The organism is Anaerotruncus sp. (genome assembly GCF_057433415.1).
In genome coordinates this window covers 1-17,632 of the sequence record NZ_DBMDHH010000011.1, presented here as the reverse complement: position 1 = coordinate 17,632, position 17,632 = coordinate 1, and the positions used below count along the sequence as shown (strand labels likewise).

At 66.8% G+C, this 17,632-nt stretch carries 13 protein-coding genes; all 13 read left to right on the top strand.

Going from position 1 to position 17,632, the window contains the following annotated elements; translation table 11 throughout:
- The first annotated feature begins 82 nt into the window (after positions 1-82).
- On the top strand, positions 83-3,409 hold the full coding sequence (locus ACZO3G_RS04920; RefSeq protein ID WP_277138472.1) for a PD-(D/E)XK nuclease family protein: 3,327 nt from the start codon (positions 83-85) through the stop codon (positions 3,407-3,409).
- Complete coding sequence (addA, locus tag ACZO3G_RS04915; protein ID WP_276871391.1) at positions 3,402-6,932, top strand: helicase-exonuclease AddAB subunit AddA; 3,531 nt, start codon at positions 3,402-3,404, stop codon at positions 6,930-6,932. Before ACZO3G_RS04920 ends, addA begins: the two co-directional genes overlap by 8 nt.
- Before the next feature lie 188 nt (positions 6,933-7,120).
- Positions 7,121-7,681 (top strand): translation initiation factor IF-3, encoded by a 561-nt coding sequence (gene infC, locus ACZO3G_RS04910; RefSeq protein WP_101550917.1) that lies wholly within the window; start codon positions 7,121-7,123, stop codon positions 7,679-7,681.
- Entirely contained in the window at positions 7,674-7,877 is a 204-nt protein-coding gene (gene rpmI, locus ACZO3G_RS04905) for a 50S ribosomal protein L35 (protein WP_101550915.1), read from the top strand. Before infC ends, rpmI begins: the two co-directional genes overlap by 8 nt.
- Before the next feature lie 26 nt (positions 7,878-7,903).
- Positions 7,904-8,257 carry a 50S ribosomal protein L20 gene (rplT, locus tag ACZO3G_RS04900; protein WP_101550913.1) on the top strand — a complete coding sequence of 118 codons (354 nt, stop codon included), beginning with the start codon at positions 7,904-7,906 and terminating at the stop codon, positions 8,255-8,257.
- A 71-nt stretch (positions 8,258-8,328) separates the two neighbouring features.
- Positions 8,329-9,126 (top strand): TrmH family RNA methyltransferase, encoded by a 798-nt coding sequence (locus tag ACZO3G_RS04895; protein WP_277138474.1) that lies wholly within the window; start codon positions 8,329-8,331, stop codon positions 9,124-9,126.
- A gap of 22 nt (positions 9,127-9,148) precedes the next feature.
- Positions 9,149-10,399: a DNA-processing protein DprA gene (dprA, locus tag ACZO3G_RS04890; RefSeq protein ID WP_276871398.1), complete on the top strand. Its 1,251-nt coding sequence runs from the start codon at positions 9,149-9,151 to the stop codon at positions 10,397-10,399.
- A 72-nt stretch (positions 10,400-10,471) separates the two neighbouring features.
- Positions 10,472-12,595: a type I DNA topoisomerase gene (gene topA, locus ACZO3G_RS04885; protein WP_121585721.1), complete on the top strand. Its 2,124-nt coding sequence runs from the start codon at positions 10,472-10,474 to the stop codon at positions 12,593-12,595.
- Positions 12,592-13,911, top strand: a complete 1,320-nt coding sequence (trmFO, locus tag ACZO3G_RS04880; RefSeq protein WP_276871406.1) for a methylenetetrahydrofolate--tRNA-(uracil(54)-C(5))-methyltransferase (FADH(2)-oxidizing) TrmFO — start codon at positions 12,592-12,594, stop codon at positions 13,909-13,911. Before topA ends, trmFO begins: the two co-directional genes overlap by 4 nt.
- A 2-nt stretch (positions 13,912-13,913) precedes the next feature.
- Positions 13,914-14,936, top strand: coding sequence for a phosphate acyltransferase PlsX (gene plsX, locus ACZO3G_RS04875; protein WP_276871408.1), 1,023 nt, complete (start codon positions 13,914-13,916; stop codon positions 14,934-14,936).
- A gap of 1 nt (position 14,937) precedes the next feature.
- Positions 14,938-15,636 (top strand): ribonuclease III, encoded by a 699-nt coding sequence (gene rnc / locus ACZO3G_RS04870; protein ID WP_101550901.1) that lies wholly within the window; start codon positions 14,938-14,940, stop codon positions 15,634-15,636.
- A complete protein-coding gene (locus ACZO3G_RS04865; RefSeq protein ID WP_276871410.1) occupies positions 15,633-16,628 on the top strand; it encodes a radical SAM protein in 996 nt (331 codons plus the stop codon). The genes rnc and ACZO3G_RS04865 overlap by 4 nt, the downstream gene beginning before the upstream one ends.
- Before the next feature lie 2 nt (positions 16,629-16,630).
- A partial coding sequence (locus ACZO3G_RS04860) for a chromosome segregation SMC family protein (protein ID WP_486846868.1) occupies positions 16,631-17,632 on the top strand: 1,002 nt, incomplete at its 3' end.

The window sequence follows — 17,632 nt, the reverse complement described above, 5'->3', positions numbered from 1 at the left end:
CGCGGGCGGGAAAAATCCCCGCCCGCTTGTCCGCCGGGCGGGGATTGTGGTAGAATAGGAAGCATGAATGGAGGTGGAACGGATGCTGCATCTGATCCTGGGCGCGGCCGGCACCGGCAAGACGGCGCTGCTGCACGAGAAGATCGCGGAGTGCGTGCGCGGCGGCGGAAAGGCGGTCCTGCTGGTGCCCGAGCAGTATTCGTTCGAGAGCGAGAAGGCCCTCTACCGGAGGCTCGGCGCGAAGGACGCGCTGTCTGTGGAGGTGCTGAGCTTTACACGCCTCTGCGACCGGATTTTCCGGGAGTACGGAGGGCTGGCGGGGGTGCACCTCGACGAGACGGCCAAGGTGCTGCTCATGAGCGTCGCGCTCGGCGAGATCGGCGGGGAGCTGCGCGCCTACCGCAAAAACGTCTCGGGCGCGGCGTTCGCCGCCACGATGTGCGAGGCGGTCGGCGAGCTCAAGACCGCGGGCGCGGACCCCGAAACACTGCGCGCCGCGGCGGCGGACGCGTCGGAGGACCTGCGGGACAAGCTCTCCGACGTGGCGCTCATCTTCGACGCCTACCAGGCGCTGATCGAGCGCGGCTACTGCGACCCGGACGACAGCCTGCGCCGCGCCTGCCGGAAGCTCGAGGGGCGGGGGTTCTTCGCGGAGTACAGCGTCTTTATCGACGGGTTCATGGCGTTCATGGGCGCGGAGTGGAAGCTGCTCGGACGGATCCTGGAGGGGAGCCCGGCGGTGTGGGCGGCGCTGCCCTGCGACGGCCTTTCCTGCGCCGACGAGACGGGCGCGTTCGCCGCGGCCGCGCAGACCGCCAACCGGCTGGTGCGCGACGCGAAGGCGGCGGGGGTCCCCGTCGCGGCGCCGGTCGTCCTGCGGGAGCCCCGGCGGTTCGCGCGGCCGGCGCTCGCGCACATCGCCGTAGCCTTTTCCGACGCCGCGCCAGAGGGGTGCGAAACGCATGAGGGGGTGAAGCTCGCTGCGTGCGAGGACCTCTACGACGAGCTGGAGTTCGTCGCCTCGCGCATCTGCGCGCTCGTGCGGGAGGAGGGCTGCCGCTACCGCGACATCGCGGTGATCGGGCGGGACCTCGACCGCTACCTCGTGCCGCTCGAGACGGTCTTCACGCGCTATGAGATCCCCTTCTTCGCCGATCTGCGGGCAGATATCCAGGTGCACCCGTTCGCGGCGGGGCTGCTGGCCGCGCTCGACGCGGCGCGCAGCGGGTTCGATTCCGAACACCTGCTCGCGCTCGCCAAAAATTGCGTCACCGGTATCGGCCCGGCCGAAGCGGGGGAACTGGAGAACTACTGCTTCGTCTGGGGGGTCTCGGGCGCGGCGTGGCGGGCGGACTTCACCAACAACCCCGACGGGATGTCGGAGGGCTTCACCGAGGAGCAGGCGGAACGGCTGGGACGGATCAACGAGACCCGCCGAAAGCTGGCCGGCCCGCTCGTGACGCTGCGGCGCGAGCTTGCCGACTGCGACGGGCGCGGCTTTGCCGCGGCGGCGTTCGGGTGGCTCGAGCGGGTGAAGGCGGCGGAGCACCTTCAGGAGGCCGCCGCCGGGATGGAGGAGGGGGAGCAGAAACGCTTCCTCGAGATGTCCGCGCAGGTGTGGGAGGCGTTGCTCGGGCTGCTCGACGTGTTCGGCGGGGCGCTCGCCGACGTGCGCCTGCCGCTTGGGCGGCTGATCGATCTGCTGCGCATGGGGATTTCCGCCGCCGACATCGGGCTCATCCCCCAGACGATCGACCAGGTGATCGTCGGCGCGGCCGACCGCATCCGGCCGGACAGTCCGCGCGCCGCCTTTGTGATCGGCTTCAACGAGGGGGTCTTCCCGCGCTGGGAGACGTCGGCGGGCATCTTTTCCGCCGCCGAGCGCGACCTGCTCAAGGCGCGCGGGGTCGACCTGCTGCGCACGCCGGGACAGACGGCGCTCTTCGAGCGGTATTATGTCTATTTCGCGCTCACGCAGGCGTCCGAGCGGCTGTGCGTCAGCTGGCCGCTGCGGGATACGGCGGGGGCGGCGCTCGCCCCTTCGTCCGCGCTTGACCGGGTGCGCGCGCTGACCGGATGCCCGGTGGAGTCCTCTCTTGAGGGGCCGCTCGGGCGGGTGGCCAACGAGCGCACCGCCTTTGACGAGCTGGCGCGCGGCTGGCGGGAACGGACGCCCGCCGAGGCGTCCCTGCGCGCGTGGTTTTCCGCGCGGGAGCCCGCGCGGATGGAGGCGCTCGCGCGGTGCGCCGGGACGAGGGGATTTTCCCTGAACGACCGCGCGGCGGCGCGCGCCCTCTTCGGCGCGCAGGTGCGCATCTCCCCGTCGCGCGCCGAGCAGTATTACCAGTGCCCGTTTTCCTATTTCTGCAAGGCGGGCCTGCGGATCAGCCCCCGCCGCAGAGTGGAGTTCAACCCGATCGAGTCGGGCTCCCTCATCCACCTCGTGCTCGAAAAGATGGTGAAAAAATACGGCGGGCGGGGGCTTTCCGCGCTCGACGACGCGCGGCTGGAGCGGGAGGTCACCGAGATCATCGAGACGGACCTCTCCGCCAAGATCGCAAACCTCGACGAGATGCCCGCGCGCTTCCGGTACCTCTTCCGGCGGCTGGTGGGCACCCTTGTGCGGCTGCTGCGGCGGCTGGCGATGGAATTCGCCCAGAGCGAGTTTGAGCCGGCGGCCTTCGAGCTGCCGATCAATCTCGAAGCGGAGATGAAGCCCCTCGACCTGTGCGCCCCGGACGGCACGCGGGTGATCGTCGAGGGGATCGTTGACCGGATGGACGTCCTCGAGCGGGAGGGGGTCCGCTATGTGCGGGTCGTCGACTACAAATCGGGACACAAGAGCTTCAACCTCTCGGACGTCTGTTACGGGCTCAACATGCAGATGCTCATCTACCTCTTTTCGATCTGCGAGAACGCGCCCGGGGGCGGTGCGGTCCCGGCGGGCGTGCTCTACATGCCCGCGCGCGACAGCGTCGTTTCGGCGGAGCGGGGCGCCACGGAGGGCGAGGTGCGCGCGGAACAGCAGAAACGCCTGCGGATGAACGGCATCCTGCTGGAGGACCGGGAGGTCCTCTCGGCGATGGAGCCGGGCCTCGCGGGGCTCTATATCCCCGTCAGGACGAAAAAGGACGGCTCCTTCGACGCGCACAGCCAGCTCGCTACCCTCGAACAGATGGGGACCATCCGGCGGCAGGTCGAGCGGCTGCTCATTGAGCTGGCGGACAGCCTCGCGGGCGGGAAGATCGACGCGGCGCCGGTCGACGGGCTGAGCGACTACCGGCCGTGCGACTGGTGCGACTACCACGCGGTCTGCGGGCATGAGGATTCCGACGCGGTGAGAAAGCTCGCGGAGCTGGACCGCGCGGCCGCGCTCAAGGCGATGGAAGGGGATGAGGCGGATGGCTGAGCGTCAGTGGACCCCCCGGCAGCGGGACGCGATCGAGGCGCGCGGCGGGACGGTGCTCGTCTCGGCGGCGGCGGGCTCGGGCAAGACGGCGGTGCTCGTCGAACGGGCGGTAGGGCGCATCCTCGACTCCGAGCAGCCGGTCGACGCCGACCGGCTGCTCGTCGTGACCTTTTCCAACGCGGCGGCGCTCGAAATGAAGCAGCGGATCATGGCGCGGGTGACGGCGCTGGCCGCCGAACACCCCGAAAACGCCCGCCTGCGCCGCCAGCAGCTGCTGCTCGGGCGGGCGCAGATCAGCACGATCCACGCCTTTTGCAGCGAGCTTATCCGGCAGAATTTCCAGCTGCTCGGCATCGCCTCCAACATCCGCACGGGGGACGAGAAGGAGCTTGAGGTCCTGCGGCGGGACTGCGCGCGCGGCGTGGTGGAGGAATTCTTTGCGCGGGAGGACGGCGGACGGTTTGCCCGCCTCGTCGAGCTGCTCAGCACCGGGCGGGATGACAGCCGCGTCTTTACCACCCTCTTCTCCCTCTACGACTTCGTGCGCTCCCATCCCTTCTACCACGGCTGGATGGAGGCGAAGCTCTCCTATTATAATGAGGGGGTGCCGGTCGCCGATTCGATCTGGGGCAAGTGCATCCTCGGCTACGCCGCCGACGCGCTCGGGCACGCCTGCGCGCTCTGCGGGCGCGCGCTGTCCCTCGTGGAGGAGGACGAGACGCTCTCGAACGCCTACGGCGGCGCGCTGCGTGCCGACCTGCGGCAGCTCGAACGGGTGCGGGAATCGGTCGCGGCGCGCGACTGGGACGGGACTTGCAAGCGGCTGGGGAGCTTCGTCTTTGAGAAGCTGCGCCCCGTCCGGGGGGACGACCCCCGCAAGGGGGCGGCGCAGGCGCTGCGCAAGAGCGTCCGGGGAATCGTCGAGACGCTGCGGGACCGGCAGTTCTGCGCCACGGCGGCCGAGTTCTCCGAGGACGTCGCCGACCTGCGCCCGATGGTGGAGACCCTCTTCGAGCTGGTGGAGGCGTTCGACCGGGCGTTCACCGAACAGAAGCGGCAGAAAAACCTGATGGATTTTTCCGATATGGAGCAGTACGCGATCGCGCTGCTCGTGCGGCCCGCGGGGGAGGGGTACGTCAAGACCCCGCTCGCCCGGGCGGTGTCGGAGCGCTACGACGAGGTGCTCGTCGACGAGTTCCAGGACACCAACGCGGCGCAGGAGATCATCTTCCGCGCCGTCTCGCAGAAGGAGCGGAACCTCTTCCTCGTCGGGGACGTCAAGCAGAGCATCTACCGCTTCCGCCAGGCCTGCCCCGAGCTCTTCATGGAGAAGAAAAAACGCTACGCCCCCTACGACGGCAAACAGTTCCCGGCGAAGATCACGCTCGGGAAGAACTTTCGCAGCGCGCCGGAGGTGACGGGGAGCATCAACTTTTTGTTTTCGCTGCTCATGAGCGAAGAGATCGGGGAGATCGACTACAACGAGGAGGAGGCGCTCATCCCCGGCGGGAGCTTCCCCGAGGGGACGCCCGCCGGATGCGGGCTGCGCCTTCTGGACCTCACGGGCTACGCGGGGGAGCGGACCCGCGCGCAGGTCGAAGCGGACTACGTCGCCGATGAGATCGCCGGGATGCTCGGGCGCGGGGAGCTCGTCGCGGAGGGGGACGCCCTGCGGAAGATCCGCCCGTCGGACGTCTGCATCCTGCTGCGCTCCCCCTCCGGACGGGCGCAGACCTATCTGGAGGCGCTGCAAAAGAGGGGCGTGCCCGTCTGGGCGGAGCCGAAGAGCGGCTTTCTCACCTCGAAGGAGGTCGCGCCGGTCGTCGCGCTGCTGCGGGTGATCGACAACCCCCTGCTCGACGTCGACCTCGCGGCGGCGATGATGTCCGCCCTCTTCGACTTTACCGCCGACGAGATGGCGCATATCCGCCTTGCCGACCGGCGCGCGCCCCTCTACACGGCGGTGCAGAGGCGCGCCGGGGAGGGGGACGCGCACTGCCTGGAATTCTGCGGGACGCTCGCGCGGCTGCGGCGGTTCGCGGCGGGCGCGACCGCCGACGCGGTCATCCGCCGCGTCTACGACGAGTGCGGCTGCCTTGCCAAGGCGCAGGTGATGCGGATGGGCGCTTCCCGCCGCGCGAACCTGCTGCTGCTCGTGCAGTACGCCTGCGACTACCACGCGAGCGGCTACCGGGGGCTTTCGGGGTTCGTCGGGTTCGTCGACCGGCTGATCGAGCGGGGAGGCGACTTCGCGCCCGCGGCGAGTCTGTCGGAGCAGGCGGAAGTGGTGCGGATCATGAGCATCCACCGCTCGAAGGGGCTGGAATTCCCCGTCGTCTTCCTCTGCGACTGCGCCAAGCAGTTCAACCGTCAGGATTTGAACGGCACGACCCTGCTGCACACCGAGCTGGGCTTTGCCTGCGTGCGCCGCGACCCCAAATTGCAGACGCAGTTTTCCACCGTGCCGATGCAGGCGCTGCGGCTGGCGATCGAACGCTCGATGCTCTCGGAGGAGCTGCGGGTGCTCTATGTGGCGCTCACCCGCGCCAAGCAGCGGCTCATCCTGACCGGGACGCTCACCAGGCCGGGGGAGAAGCTCGCGGGGCTGGCCTGCGCGCCGGAGGGGAACGGCAAGCTGCCGCCCTACCAGGTGCGCGGCGCGGCGAGCTATCTCGACTGGGTCCTGATGGCGGCGGTCCACCACCCCGGCGCGGCAGGACTGCTGGCGCAGTACGGCGTCGAGGCCGGCGCCGTTCCGGCGCAGGCCGCGTTTTCGGCCGCCGTCCTGCCCGTTGGGGGCGACCCGCCCGCGGCGGGGGAGACGGCGGGGGAGACGCCGCCCCCGCCCGACCCGGCGCTCACCGGGGCGCTGGAGCGGCGGCTCGCCTGGCGCTATCCCTTCGCGCCCGAGACGCGGATCCCCACCAAGATGGCGGTTTCGCAGATCTCCAAGGGGGAGCTCGCCAAAAGCTACCGCTTCGCGGGACGGCCCGCCTTTTTGCAGGAGCGGGGGCTCACCGCCGCGCAGCGTGGCAGCGCGCTCCACAAGTTCATGCAGTTTTCCGACTACCGCGCGGCGGCAAAGGATGTCGCCGCCGAGCTCGAACGGATGGCGCGGGAGGGCTTCCTCTCCCGGCAGGAGGCGGAGGCCATCGACGCGGGAAAGCTCGCGGCGTTCTTCCGCTCGCCGCTGGCGGGGCGCATCTTCCGCGCGGACAGGGTGTGGCGGGAGCTGCGCTTTCTGGCCGAGGTGGGGAGGGAGACGCTCGGGGCGTACACCGACCTCTTCGACGCGGGCGGAAAAACGGCGGTCCAGGGCGTGGCCGACTGCGTCTTCGCGGAAGACGGCGGCGCGGTGATCGTCGACTACAAGACCGACCATGTTAGGACGCCCGCAGAGCTGGTCGAACGCTACCGGGTGCAGCTCGAGCTCTACCGGAAGGTGCTCGGCGGCGCGCTGGGCATGCCGGTCAGGGAGTGCGTGCTCTATTCCTTCGCGCTGTCCAGGGAAATCATCATTTAGGGGTTGACATCCGCGCATGCGCGTGGTATCATAATTCGGTAAACAAAGTAGAGCAGTTTCTGTTCTCACCTCGCCGCCGGTGGGCGGCTGGTCAATAGCGATTTCCCCTGCGGGGGAGACTGTGGTTGATTTTACGAGCGTGGGCGGTTTCTGCCCACGCTCGTTTTCAATTCAATGCAAAAAAGGCTTTGGAGGTGTTTCGTATTAGCAGCAAGGAATTGCTCATCAATGAGGAGATCAGAGACAAGGAAGTGCGTCTGGTCGGCACGGAGGGGGAACAGCTCGGCGTTGTGCCGCTTGCGACGGCCCAGAACATGGCGATCGAAAAGAACCTTGACCTCGTGAAGATCGCTCCTCAGGCCACGCCGCCCGTCTGCAAGATCATGGACTACGGCAAGTATAAGTTCGAGCAGGCGAAGCGGGAGAAGGAAGCAAGGAAAAATCAGAAGGTGATCGAAATCAAGGAGGTCCGCCTCTCGCTGAACATCGACACTAACGATTTCAACACCAAGGTGAACCGCGCCATCAAGTTCCTTGAGGACGGGGATAAGGTGAAGGCGTCCCTGCGATTCCGCGGCCGCGAGATGGCACATCCCGAGCTGGGGACGAGCATCATGAAGCGTTTCACCGAAGCGGTGGCCGAGGTCGGCAACGTCGAGAAACAGCCGAAGCTCGAGGGCCGCAGCATGGTGATGTTTATTTCGCCGAAGCCCGCAACCAATATTAAGGGAGGAAACAAAAATGCCTAAGCTGAAGACCCACACCGGTGCCAAAAAGCGCTTTAAGCTTACCAAGAACGGAAAGGTGAAACGTGCGCACGCCTACAAGAGCCACCTGCTCAACGGGCACGGGAAGACCGCCAAGAGCAAACGTCGCCTGCGCCGCGGCGCTTACGCCGACAAGACCAACGTGGCGACGATCAAGCTGCTCGTTCCTTACAAATAATCGGAATAAGACGGAGGTAAATAGATATGGCTCGTGTTAAGGGCGCAATGATGACCCGTAAGAGAAGGAAAAAGACACTGAAGCTTGCCAAAGGCTACTTTGGCGCCAAGAGCAAGCTCTTTAAAATGGCCAAACAGCAGGTGATGAAGTCGGGCAACTACGCCTTCATCGGCCGCAAGCAGAAAAAGCGCAACTTCCGCCAGCTGTGGATCACCCGCATCTCCGCGGCCTGCCGCATGAACGGCGTCAACTACAGCACCTTCATGAACGGCCTCAAAAAGGCCGGCGTGGAGCTCAACCGCAAGATGCTCTCGGAGATCGCGATCAACGACGCCGCGGCGTTCACTGCGCTCGTCGAACAGGCGAAGGCCGCCCTTTAATAGGAACCGCATACGCCCGCGCGCATCCGCGCGGGCGTATCTTTTGTATGTAGGGGAAGGAGGTACCCGCCGTGGCAGAAAAGGAGATCACTTCGCGCCAGAGCCCTTCCGTCAAGCGGTATGTCCGGCTCGCGGGCTCCCGCAGGGCGCGGTATGAGGAGCGCCTCTTCGTGACCGAGGGGGCCAAGCTCACCGGGGAAGCGTTTGCGGCGGGGTATTTTCCCGTCGAGCTGTTCGCCACCGAGGAGGCGTTCGAGAGCGCTTTCGACACCCTTTCGCCCATTGCGCTCGCGGCGGAAACCTTCTGCCGCATTACCCCGGCCGTGGCGGACAAGCTCGCCCAGTCGGTCAGCCCGCAGGGCGTTTTCGGCGTTTTCCGGATGCTTGACAACGGGACGCAACCTGTTAAAATAAGCAGTAACGGCAAATTTCTCCTGCTTTCCTCGCTGCAGGACCCGGGAAATCTCGGCACCATCCTGCGCACGGCGGCGGCGTTCGGGGTCGGCGGCGTCCTCCTTTCGGACGACTGCCCCGACCTGTACAGCCCCAAGGTGCTGCGCGCGTCGATGGGCGGCGTCTTTCGGGTGCCCGCCGCGGTGACGGACGACCTCGGGGGCTGGATCGACGCGCTGAAAGAAGCGGGCGTGCCCGTGTGGGCGGCCGCCCTGCGGCAGGACGCGAAGACCCTCCGGGAGGTTTCGCTCGGCGAGGGCGGCTGCGCGGTCGTGATCGGAAACGAGGGCGGCGGGCTGGCGGACGGCGTGATCGGCCGCTGCACCGGAAGCCTCGTCATCCCGATGGAGCCGGGCAGCGAATCGCTCAACGCCGCGATGGCGGCGGGGGTCTTTTTGTGGGAAATGTACCGTTAGACTGATTTCGGGGGTGCGCGGCATGGCGGACGGCCTCTATTGGATCTGGCTGCAGGAGGCGCTCGGCGCGGGCAGCATCAAGGCGGACCGGGTGATCCGGGAGATCGGCGCGCCCGAGAAGCTCTACCGCATGAGCGAGGAGGAGCTGCGCGCCACGGGGATCTTCGCGCCCAAGGAGATCGAGCGCATCCGCTCGGCCGACCTTCGGAAGGCGGAGGAGAACCTGCGCCTCTCCCGCCGGTGCAGGTGCGCCGTGATCACCCCGGATTCTCCCGATTATCCCGAGGCTTTGACAAATATCGACGGTATGCCATGTGTATTATATGTACTGGGCGACCTGCGCGGCCTGCGGGAGGAGCTGGTCCTCACGCTGGTGGGGACGCGGACCTCGACCGATTACGGCGAGCAGTGCGCGAGACGCCTCGCCTATGACCTCGCCTCGGCGGGCTGCACCGTGGCCAGCGGGCTCGCGGTGGGCGTCGACTACGCCGCCCACGACGGGGCGCTCGCCGCCAACGGGCGCTCGGTCGGCCTGCTCGCCTGCGGGCTCGACATCGACTATCCGAGCGAAAGCCGCGGCCTCAAGCGGCGCATCCTCGACGAGGGCGGCGTGCTGATGACCGAGTTCCCCTTCGGGGAACGCCCGCAGCGCTACAACTTCAACATCCGCAACCGGCTGCTCGCAGGCATCTCCGCGGGCGTCGTGGTGGTGCAGGCCCCCGAGCAGAGCGGCGCGCTCAACACCGCGCGCCACGCACTGGATCAGAACCGGGACGTCTTCGCGGTGCCGGGGGAGATTTTCGATCCGAGCATGACCGGGTGCAACCGGCTCATCAAGGACGGCGCCAAGCTCGTTCTGAACGTCTACAGCATCCTGGAGGAGTATATCGGCCGGTTCCCGGCCGGGATCGACGCGCATACGGTGGTGCGGAAGATCCGCGCTGCCGGACAGGATGTAAATCCGCAGCCCCTGAACGGCCCGCGCAAGGTGCCGCGCCCGTCCATGGGGGAGGCTTTGCCGCTCATGGTGGCGCAGGAGGCCGTCCCGCCGGCCGAACGGCCCGGAGAGTCGGCGCTCGGGGAGCTGGGGGTCTCGGAGGAGGCCAGGAGCCTCTACGCCGCGCTCGGCGATCTGCCGGAGGGCGCGGAACCGCTCGCCGGGCGCGCGGGGCTCACCGCCGCGCAGGCGCTGGCGGCCCTGACCGAGCTGGAGCTCTTCGGGCTGGTGCGGGCGCTTCCGGGCGGCAGGTACCTGGCCGGGGCGCCGGAATGAAACTGGAATTGACTGCGCGTGAGCGCGTTTATTGATAGAGGGGAGCTTCCCCGGGAAAGGAATGGTTACAAGTTGTCCAATCTTGTCATCGTGGAGTCGCCCGCAAAGGCGAAAACGATAAAAAAATACCTCGGGAAGGGGTTTGAGGTGGTCGCGTCGATGGGACATGTCCGCGATCTGCCCAAGAGCAAGCTGGGGGTCGACGTGGACAACGGCTTCGCGCCGCAGTACGTCGACATCAAGGGCAAGGAGGACCTCATCAAGGACCTCAAAAAGGCCGCCAAGAAGAGCGACGCCATCTATCTCGCGACCGACCCGGACCGCGAGGGGGAGGCGATCTCCTGGCACCTGGCGCAGATGCTCGGCGTCGACATGAAGGAGCAGAACCGCGTCACCTTCAACGAGATCACCAAGAGCGGCGTGCATTACGGCATGGAGCACCCGCGCACAATCGACGAAAAGCTCGTGGACGCGCAGCAGGCGCGCCGCATCCTCGACCGCATCGTCGGCTACAAGATCAGCCCCTTCCTCTGGCGCAAGGTGCGCAAGGGGCTGTCGGCCGGACGGGTGCAGTCGGTCGCGGTGCGGATCATCCTCGACCGCGAGGAGGAGATCCGCGCCTTCAAGCAGCAGGAATACTGGTCCATCGACGCGCTGCTCGCCGCCAAGGGCTATGCGAAAAAGCCCTTCCCGGCCAAGCTCTATTCGATCGACGGCAAAAAGCTCGAGCTCGCCGGCATTCCGGACGAGGAGAGCGCGAAAAAGATCATCGAATCCCTCGACGGGGCGGACTACACCGTCGGCAACGTCAAGAAGGGGGTCCGCAAAAAATCCCCCGCGCCGCCCTTCATCACCTCGACCCTCCAGCAGGAGGCCTCCCGGCGGCTCGGCTACCAGTCCCGCCGCACAATGAAGATCGCGCAGGAGCTCTATGAGGGCATCGAGATCGAGGGGATCGGCGCGACCGGCCTCATCACCTACATGCGTACCGACAGCCTGCGCATCTCCGACGAGGCCGCCGACATCGCCAAGGCCTACATCACCGAGACCTACGGCAAGGAGTACCTGCCGGGGACCCGCCGCGTCTTCAAATCCAAGAAGAACGCGCAGGACGCGCACGAGGCGATCCGCCCGTCCGATCCGACCCTCACGCCCGAAAAGGTCAAGAAGGACCTCAGCGCCGAGCAGTATAAGCTCTACAAGCTCATCTGGGAGCGGTTTATCGCCAGCCAGATGGCCAACGCCCTGCTCGACACCGTGGCGGTCGACATCAACGCCGCGAACTGCCTGTTCAAGGCGTCCGGCTTTACGGTAAAGTTTGACGGCTTTACAGTACTTTACGAGGAGGCCAAGGATTCCGACGAGGAGAATTCCGCGGCGCTCCCGCCACTTGAGACGGGCAGCGCCCTCGCCCTCAAGCAGCTCACCCCCAACCAGCACTTCACCCAGCCGCCCGCGCGCTACACCGAGGCCTCCCTCATCAAGACGCTCGAGGAAAACGGCATCGGCCGCCCGAGCACCTACGCGCCGACGATCACGACGATCCTGGCGCGCGGCTACGTCGAGCGGGAGGGCAAGGCCCTCAAGCCGACCGCGCTGGGCGAGGTGACGACCAAGCTGATGGAGGAGCAGTTCTCCAAGATTGTCGACATCGACTTCACCGCCAACATGGAGAAGAGCCTCGACGAGGTCGAGGAGGGCAAGGAGAGCTATACCCAGGTGCTCGACGGCTTCTATGGGGATTTCATAACGACGCTTGAAACGGCGGAAAAGAATATGGAGGGCACCCGCGTCAAGGTCCCCGACGAGGAGACCGACGTGGTCTGCGAGCTGTGCGGGCGCAAGATGGTCATTAAGACCGGGCGGTTCGGCAAATTCCTCGCCTGCCCGGGCTTCCCCGAGTGCCGCAACACCAAGAAGATCGTCAAGGAGACGGGTGGGCTCTGCCCCGTGTGCGGCGGCAAGGTGCTCGCCAAAAAGTCGAAGAACGGCAAGGGCTACTACGGCTGCGAGCACTTCCCCGAATGCAAGTTCATGACGTGGGACAAACCGCTCTCGGAGCCCTGTCCCAAATGCGGCGCGGCCCTCTTCCAGAAGACGGGGCGCGGCGCGCTCATCCACTGCCTCAAGGAGGGCTGCGACTACGCGCGGCCGGTGAAAGGGAAGTCCTCTGCCGGGGACGCGGACGAGGAATGACGCCGGTCGCGGTCATCGGCGCGGGGCTCGCCGGCTGCGAGGCCGCGTGGGCGCTGGCAAACGCGGGAATCCCGGTGCGGCTCCACGAAATGAAGCCGCAAAGGTTTTCCCCCGCGCACCACAGTGAAAATTTCGCGGAGCTTGTCTGCTCCAACTCGCTCAAGGCCCAGCGCATCGGCTCGGCGGCGGGGATGCTCAAGGAAGAGATGCGCATGATGGGTTCGCTGGTCGTCGCCTGCGCTCATGAAACGAGCGTGGCGGCGGGCGGCGCGCTTGCCGTGGACCGGGACGCGTTTTCCGCGCTCGTGACGGCGCGCGTGCGCGCGCACGCGCTGATCGAGGTCGTCCCCGGCGAGGTGGCGAAGATCCCCGATGAGGGGAATGTGATCGTCGCGACGGGGCCGCTCACCTCCGACGCGCTCGCGGCCGACATCGAGGCGCGCTGCGGCGGGTCGCTGAGCTTCTACGACGCGGCCGCGCCGATCGTCACCTTCGATTCGCTCGACCGGGAGCGGGTCTTTTTCGCGGCGCGCTACGGCCGCGGGGAGGACGACTACATCAACTGCCCCTTTACGAAGGAGGAGTACGAACGGTTCTACGACGCGCTGTTAAGCGCCGAGGGCGCGCCGCTGCACAGCTTCGACCGCCCGGAGGAGAAGGTCTACGAGGGCTGCATGCCGATCGAGATCATGGCGCGGCGCGGTCCGGACACCATCCGCTACGGGCCGCTCAAGCCGGTCGGCCTGCGCGACCCGCGCACCGGGCGCCGCCCGTGGGCGGTCGTGCAGCTGCGGCGGGAGAACCGGGAGGGGAGCCTCTACAACCTTGTGGGCTTCCAGACCAACCTCAAATTTGGGGAGCAGAAGCGGGTCTTTTCGATGATCCCGGGGCTCGAACACGCGGAATTCGCGCGGTACGGCGTGATGCACCGCAACACCTTCCTCGATTCGCCCCGCCTGCTGGACGGTGCCTTTCGGCTGCGAAGCGAGGAAAGAATCTGCTTTGCAGGGCAGATTACCGGCGTGGAGGGGTATATTGAGTCGGCCATGTCGGGAATCCTAGCAGGGAAGCAGCTTGCGCGCAGGCTGCGCGGGCTGCCCGCTCTGGAGCTGCCGCGCGACACGATGTCGGGGGCGCTGTGCGCCTACATCAGCGATGAAAGCGTCGCCGGGTTCCAGCCGATGGGCTGTAATATGGGGCTGCTGCCCCCGCTCGGCGAACGGGTGCGGGACAAGCAGCAGCGTTACCAGATGATCGCCGAGCGGGGGCTCGGCCACCTGCGGGAGGTCCTGCGGGAAGAACAGGAGGTCTTATAATCATGAGAATCATCGTGGACGCCTTCGGCGGAGACAACGCGCCGCTCGAGGTCCTCAGGGGCTGCGCCATGGCCGTGAAGGAGTACGGCGTCGACATCATCGCCTGCGGAAGCGAAAAAATCATCCGCGAGGTGTGCCAAAAGAACCGGATCCCGCTCGACCGCATCTCGATCACTGACGTGGAGAAGGTCATCCCGGTGGAGGTCGACCCGACCGAGGTGGTCAAGTCGTACGACGACTGCACGATGGCGGTCGGCATGAAGATGCTTGCCTCGGGCGAGGGGGACGCCTTCGTCTCGGCGGGCAGCACGGGCGCGATCGTCGTGGGCGCGTCCCTCTTCGTCAAGCGGATCAAGGGGATCAAGCGCGCCGCGCTCGCAACCGTCATCCCCTCGCAGGACGGCTGCTACATGCTGCTCGACATGGGTGCGAACGCCGAGTGCCGCCCCGAGATGCTCGTGCAGTTTGGCATCATGGGCAGCGCCTACATGGAGCATGTCCTGGGGATCGAGCGCCCGCGCGTCGGCATCATCAACATCGGCGCGGAGGAGAATAAGGGCCTCGAGTTACAGATCGACGCCTACCGGATGATGCAGCACGCGCCGGTCAACTTCGTCGGCAACGTCGAGCCGCGCGACCTGCCCTTCACCAAATGCGACGTGGCGGTCGCGGACGGGTTCGTCGGCAACGTCGTGCTGAAGCTGACCGAGGGGCTGGGCTCCTGGTTTTCGAAGGAGCTCAAGGGCATCCTCTTCCAAAACGCGGCCTCCAAGATCGGCGCGGTCTTTCTGAGCAAGGGCGTGCTCTCCTTCAAAAAGAAGATGGACTACACCGAGTACGGCGGCGCGCCGCTGATGGGCATCTCCAAGCCGGTCATCAAGGCGCACGGCAGCTCGAACGCAAAGGCGTTCAAAAACGCGATCCGGCAGGCGAAGGAGTACACCGAGCGGGGCGTGATCGGCGAGATCAGCGGCGCGCTCGCGCAGCTCCGGGCGAACGCCGCGGACAACCGGACGGAGGGCTGAGATGGAAGCACATGTAAAGGATACGGCCCCGCTTGAGGAGCGGATCGGCTACACCTTCCAGAACCGCAAATACCTCGACATCGCGCTGACCCACTCCTCCTACGCCAACGAGATGAAGAAGAACCTCTCGAGCAACGAGCGGCAGGAGTTTTTGGGGGACGCGGTGCTCTCGATCATCGTTTCCGACTATCTCTTCCACACCTTCCACCTCGCGGAGGGGGACCTCACCAAGCTGCGCGCGGCGATGGTGTGCGAAAAATCCCTCTGCGAGTTCGCGCGGCAGTTTTCGCTGGGGGACTACCTCAAACTCGGACGCGGCGAGGAGATGATGGGGGGGCGCACCCGCCCATCGATTCTGGCCGACGCGTTTGAGGCGCTGCTCGCGGCGATCTACCTCGACGGGGGGATCGAACCGGCGCGCAGATTCGTGCTCGGCTTCGTCGTGGACACGCTCGAACACCGGGACGAGTTCGCCTTCACCGACTACAAGACGATGCTCCAGGAGATCATCCAGAAGAACCCCGAGGAGCGGCTTTCCTACGTGCTCGTCGAGGAGTCCGGCCCCGACCACAACAAGTCCTTTGTGGTCGAGGTGCACCTCAACAGCAACGTGATCGGCAGCGGGCGCGGCGGCAGCAAGAAGAGCGCCGAACAGGCGGCCGCCCGCGAGGCGCTGCGGCTGATGGGCGAGTGCCCGTGAGGCACGCGAACCTCGCGATCTTCGTCCCCCACGCCGGCTGCCCGAGGCAGTGCAGCTTCTGCAACCAGAAAAGCATCTCGGGCGCGCGGGAGGCCCCGACGGGGAAATCGGTCGCGGCGCTCTGCGCCGAATCGGCCCGCGCGCTCGCGGGCGCGGACACCGACGCGGAGATCGCCTTTTTCGGCGGCAGCTTCACCGCCATCGGCCGGGACTACATGCTCGAGCTGCTCGAGGCTGCCGCCCCCTTTGTGGGCGGCGCGTTCCGGGGCATCCGCATTTCCACCCGGCCCGACGCGGTGGACGGGGAAACGCTCGGCCTGCTGCGGCGGTACGGGGTGACCGCGGTCGAGCTCGGCGCGCAGAGCATGGACGACGGGGTGCTCGATCAGAACCTGCGCGGCCACACCGCCGCCGACGTGGAGCGCGCCGCAGGGCTCGTGCGGGATGCGGGCTTCGAGCTGGGGCTCCAGATGATGACGGGGCTTTACGGCTCGGACGAGGCGCGCGACTTCATGACCGCGGAGCGCCTGGCCGCGTGCGCTCCCGACACGGTGCGGGTCTATCCGACGGTCGTGATGGAGGGGACGGGGCTCGCGGCGCTCTGGCGCGCGGGGACCTACCGTCCCCAGACGCTCGGGGAGGCCGTCTCGCTCGGGGCGCGGCTGCTCGAATTCTTCGAGGGGAAGGGCGTCCGCGTCATCCGCATGGGCCTGCACGCGCAGGACTCCCTCGAGCGGGAGCGGCTGGCCGGGCCCTACCACCCGGCGTTCCGCGAGCTCTGCGAGGGGGAGGCGATGCGCCGACGCGCCGAGGCGCTTCTCGCCGGACGCCCGGAGGGGGAGTACCTCCTGCGGGTCGGCCCCCGGAGCCTCTCAAAAATTACGGGGCACGGGGCGCGCACCGTTGAAAAACTGGGGAAATTAGGGTATCATGTAAAGATAGAACCGGACGGGAGGCTCTCAGGCCTCGCGATCGAGATAAAGGAAGTGTGACATTGCGTCTTCGCAGCTTGGAGATACAGGGGTTCAAATCCTTCCCCGACCGCACAAAGCTCAGCTTCCACGACGGCATCACGGCCGTCGTCGGGCCGAACGGCTCGGGCAAGAGCAACATCGCGGACGCGGTGCGCTGGGTGCTGGGGGAGCAGTCGACGAAGACGCTGCGCGGCGGCAAGATGGAGGACGTCATTTTCGGCGGCACGCAGGCGCGCAAACCGCAGGGCTACGCGCAGGTGCTGCTCACGATCGACAACGCCGACCGCGCGCTCGCCTGCGACAGCGACGTGGTCACGGTCGGTCGCAAGCTCTACCGCTCGGGGGAGAGCGAATATCGGCTGAACGGCGCGGCGGTGCGCCTCAAGGACGTCTACGAGCTCTTCATGGACACGGGGCTCGGGCGGGACGGCTACTCGATCATCGGGCAGGGCAAGATCGCCGAGATCGTCAGCGCCAAGAGCACCCAGCGCCGCGAAATCTTTGAGGAGGCGGCGGGGATCTCCAAGTACCGCTACCGCAAGCTCGAGGCCCAGCGCCGCCTGGAGGCCGCGGAGGAAAACCTCCTTCGCCTGCGGGACATCCTCGACGAGCTCGAAAGCCGTGTGGAACCGCTGCGGGCGCAGTCGGAAAAGGCGGCGCAGTTCCTCGAATACGCGGGGGAGAAGAAGACGCTGGAAATCTCCCTCTGGGTGCTGACGCTCGACAAATCCAGGGCGGTGCTGCGGGAGCAGGAGGACAAGATCCTGCTCTGCCGCGACGAGCACGACGGCGTCCAGGCGGAGCTCGACGGCATCGAGGGGCAGATCAACGCGTTCTTCGCGCAGATGCAGGCGCTCGCGGTCGAGATCGACTCGCGGCGCGGGCGCGTCCGGGAGATCGAGGAGCTCACGGCGCAGAGCGGGGCGGAGATCGCCGTCCTGCGGACCCATATCATCAACTATGCCAAGACCCGCGGCACCTATGTGGCCTACCGGAAGGCCGGGTACTCCAAGAAATTCCGC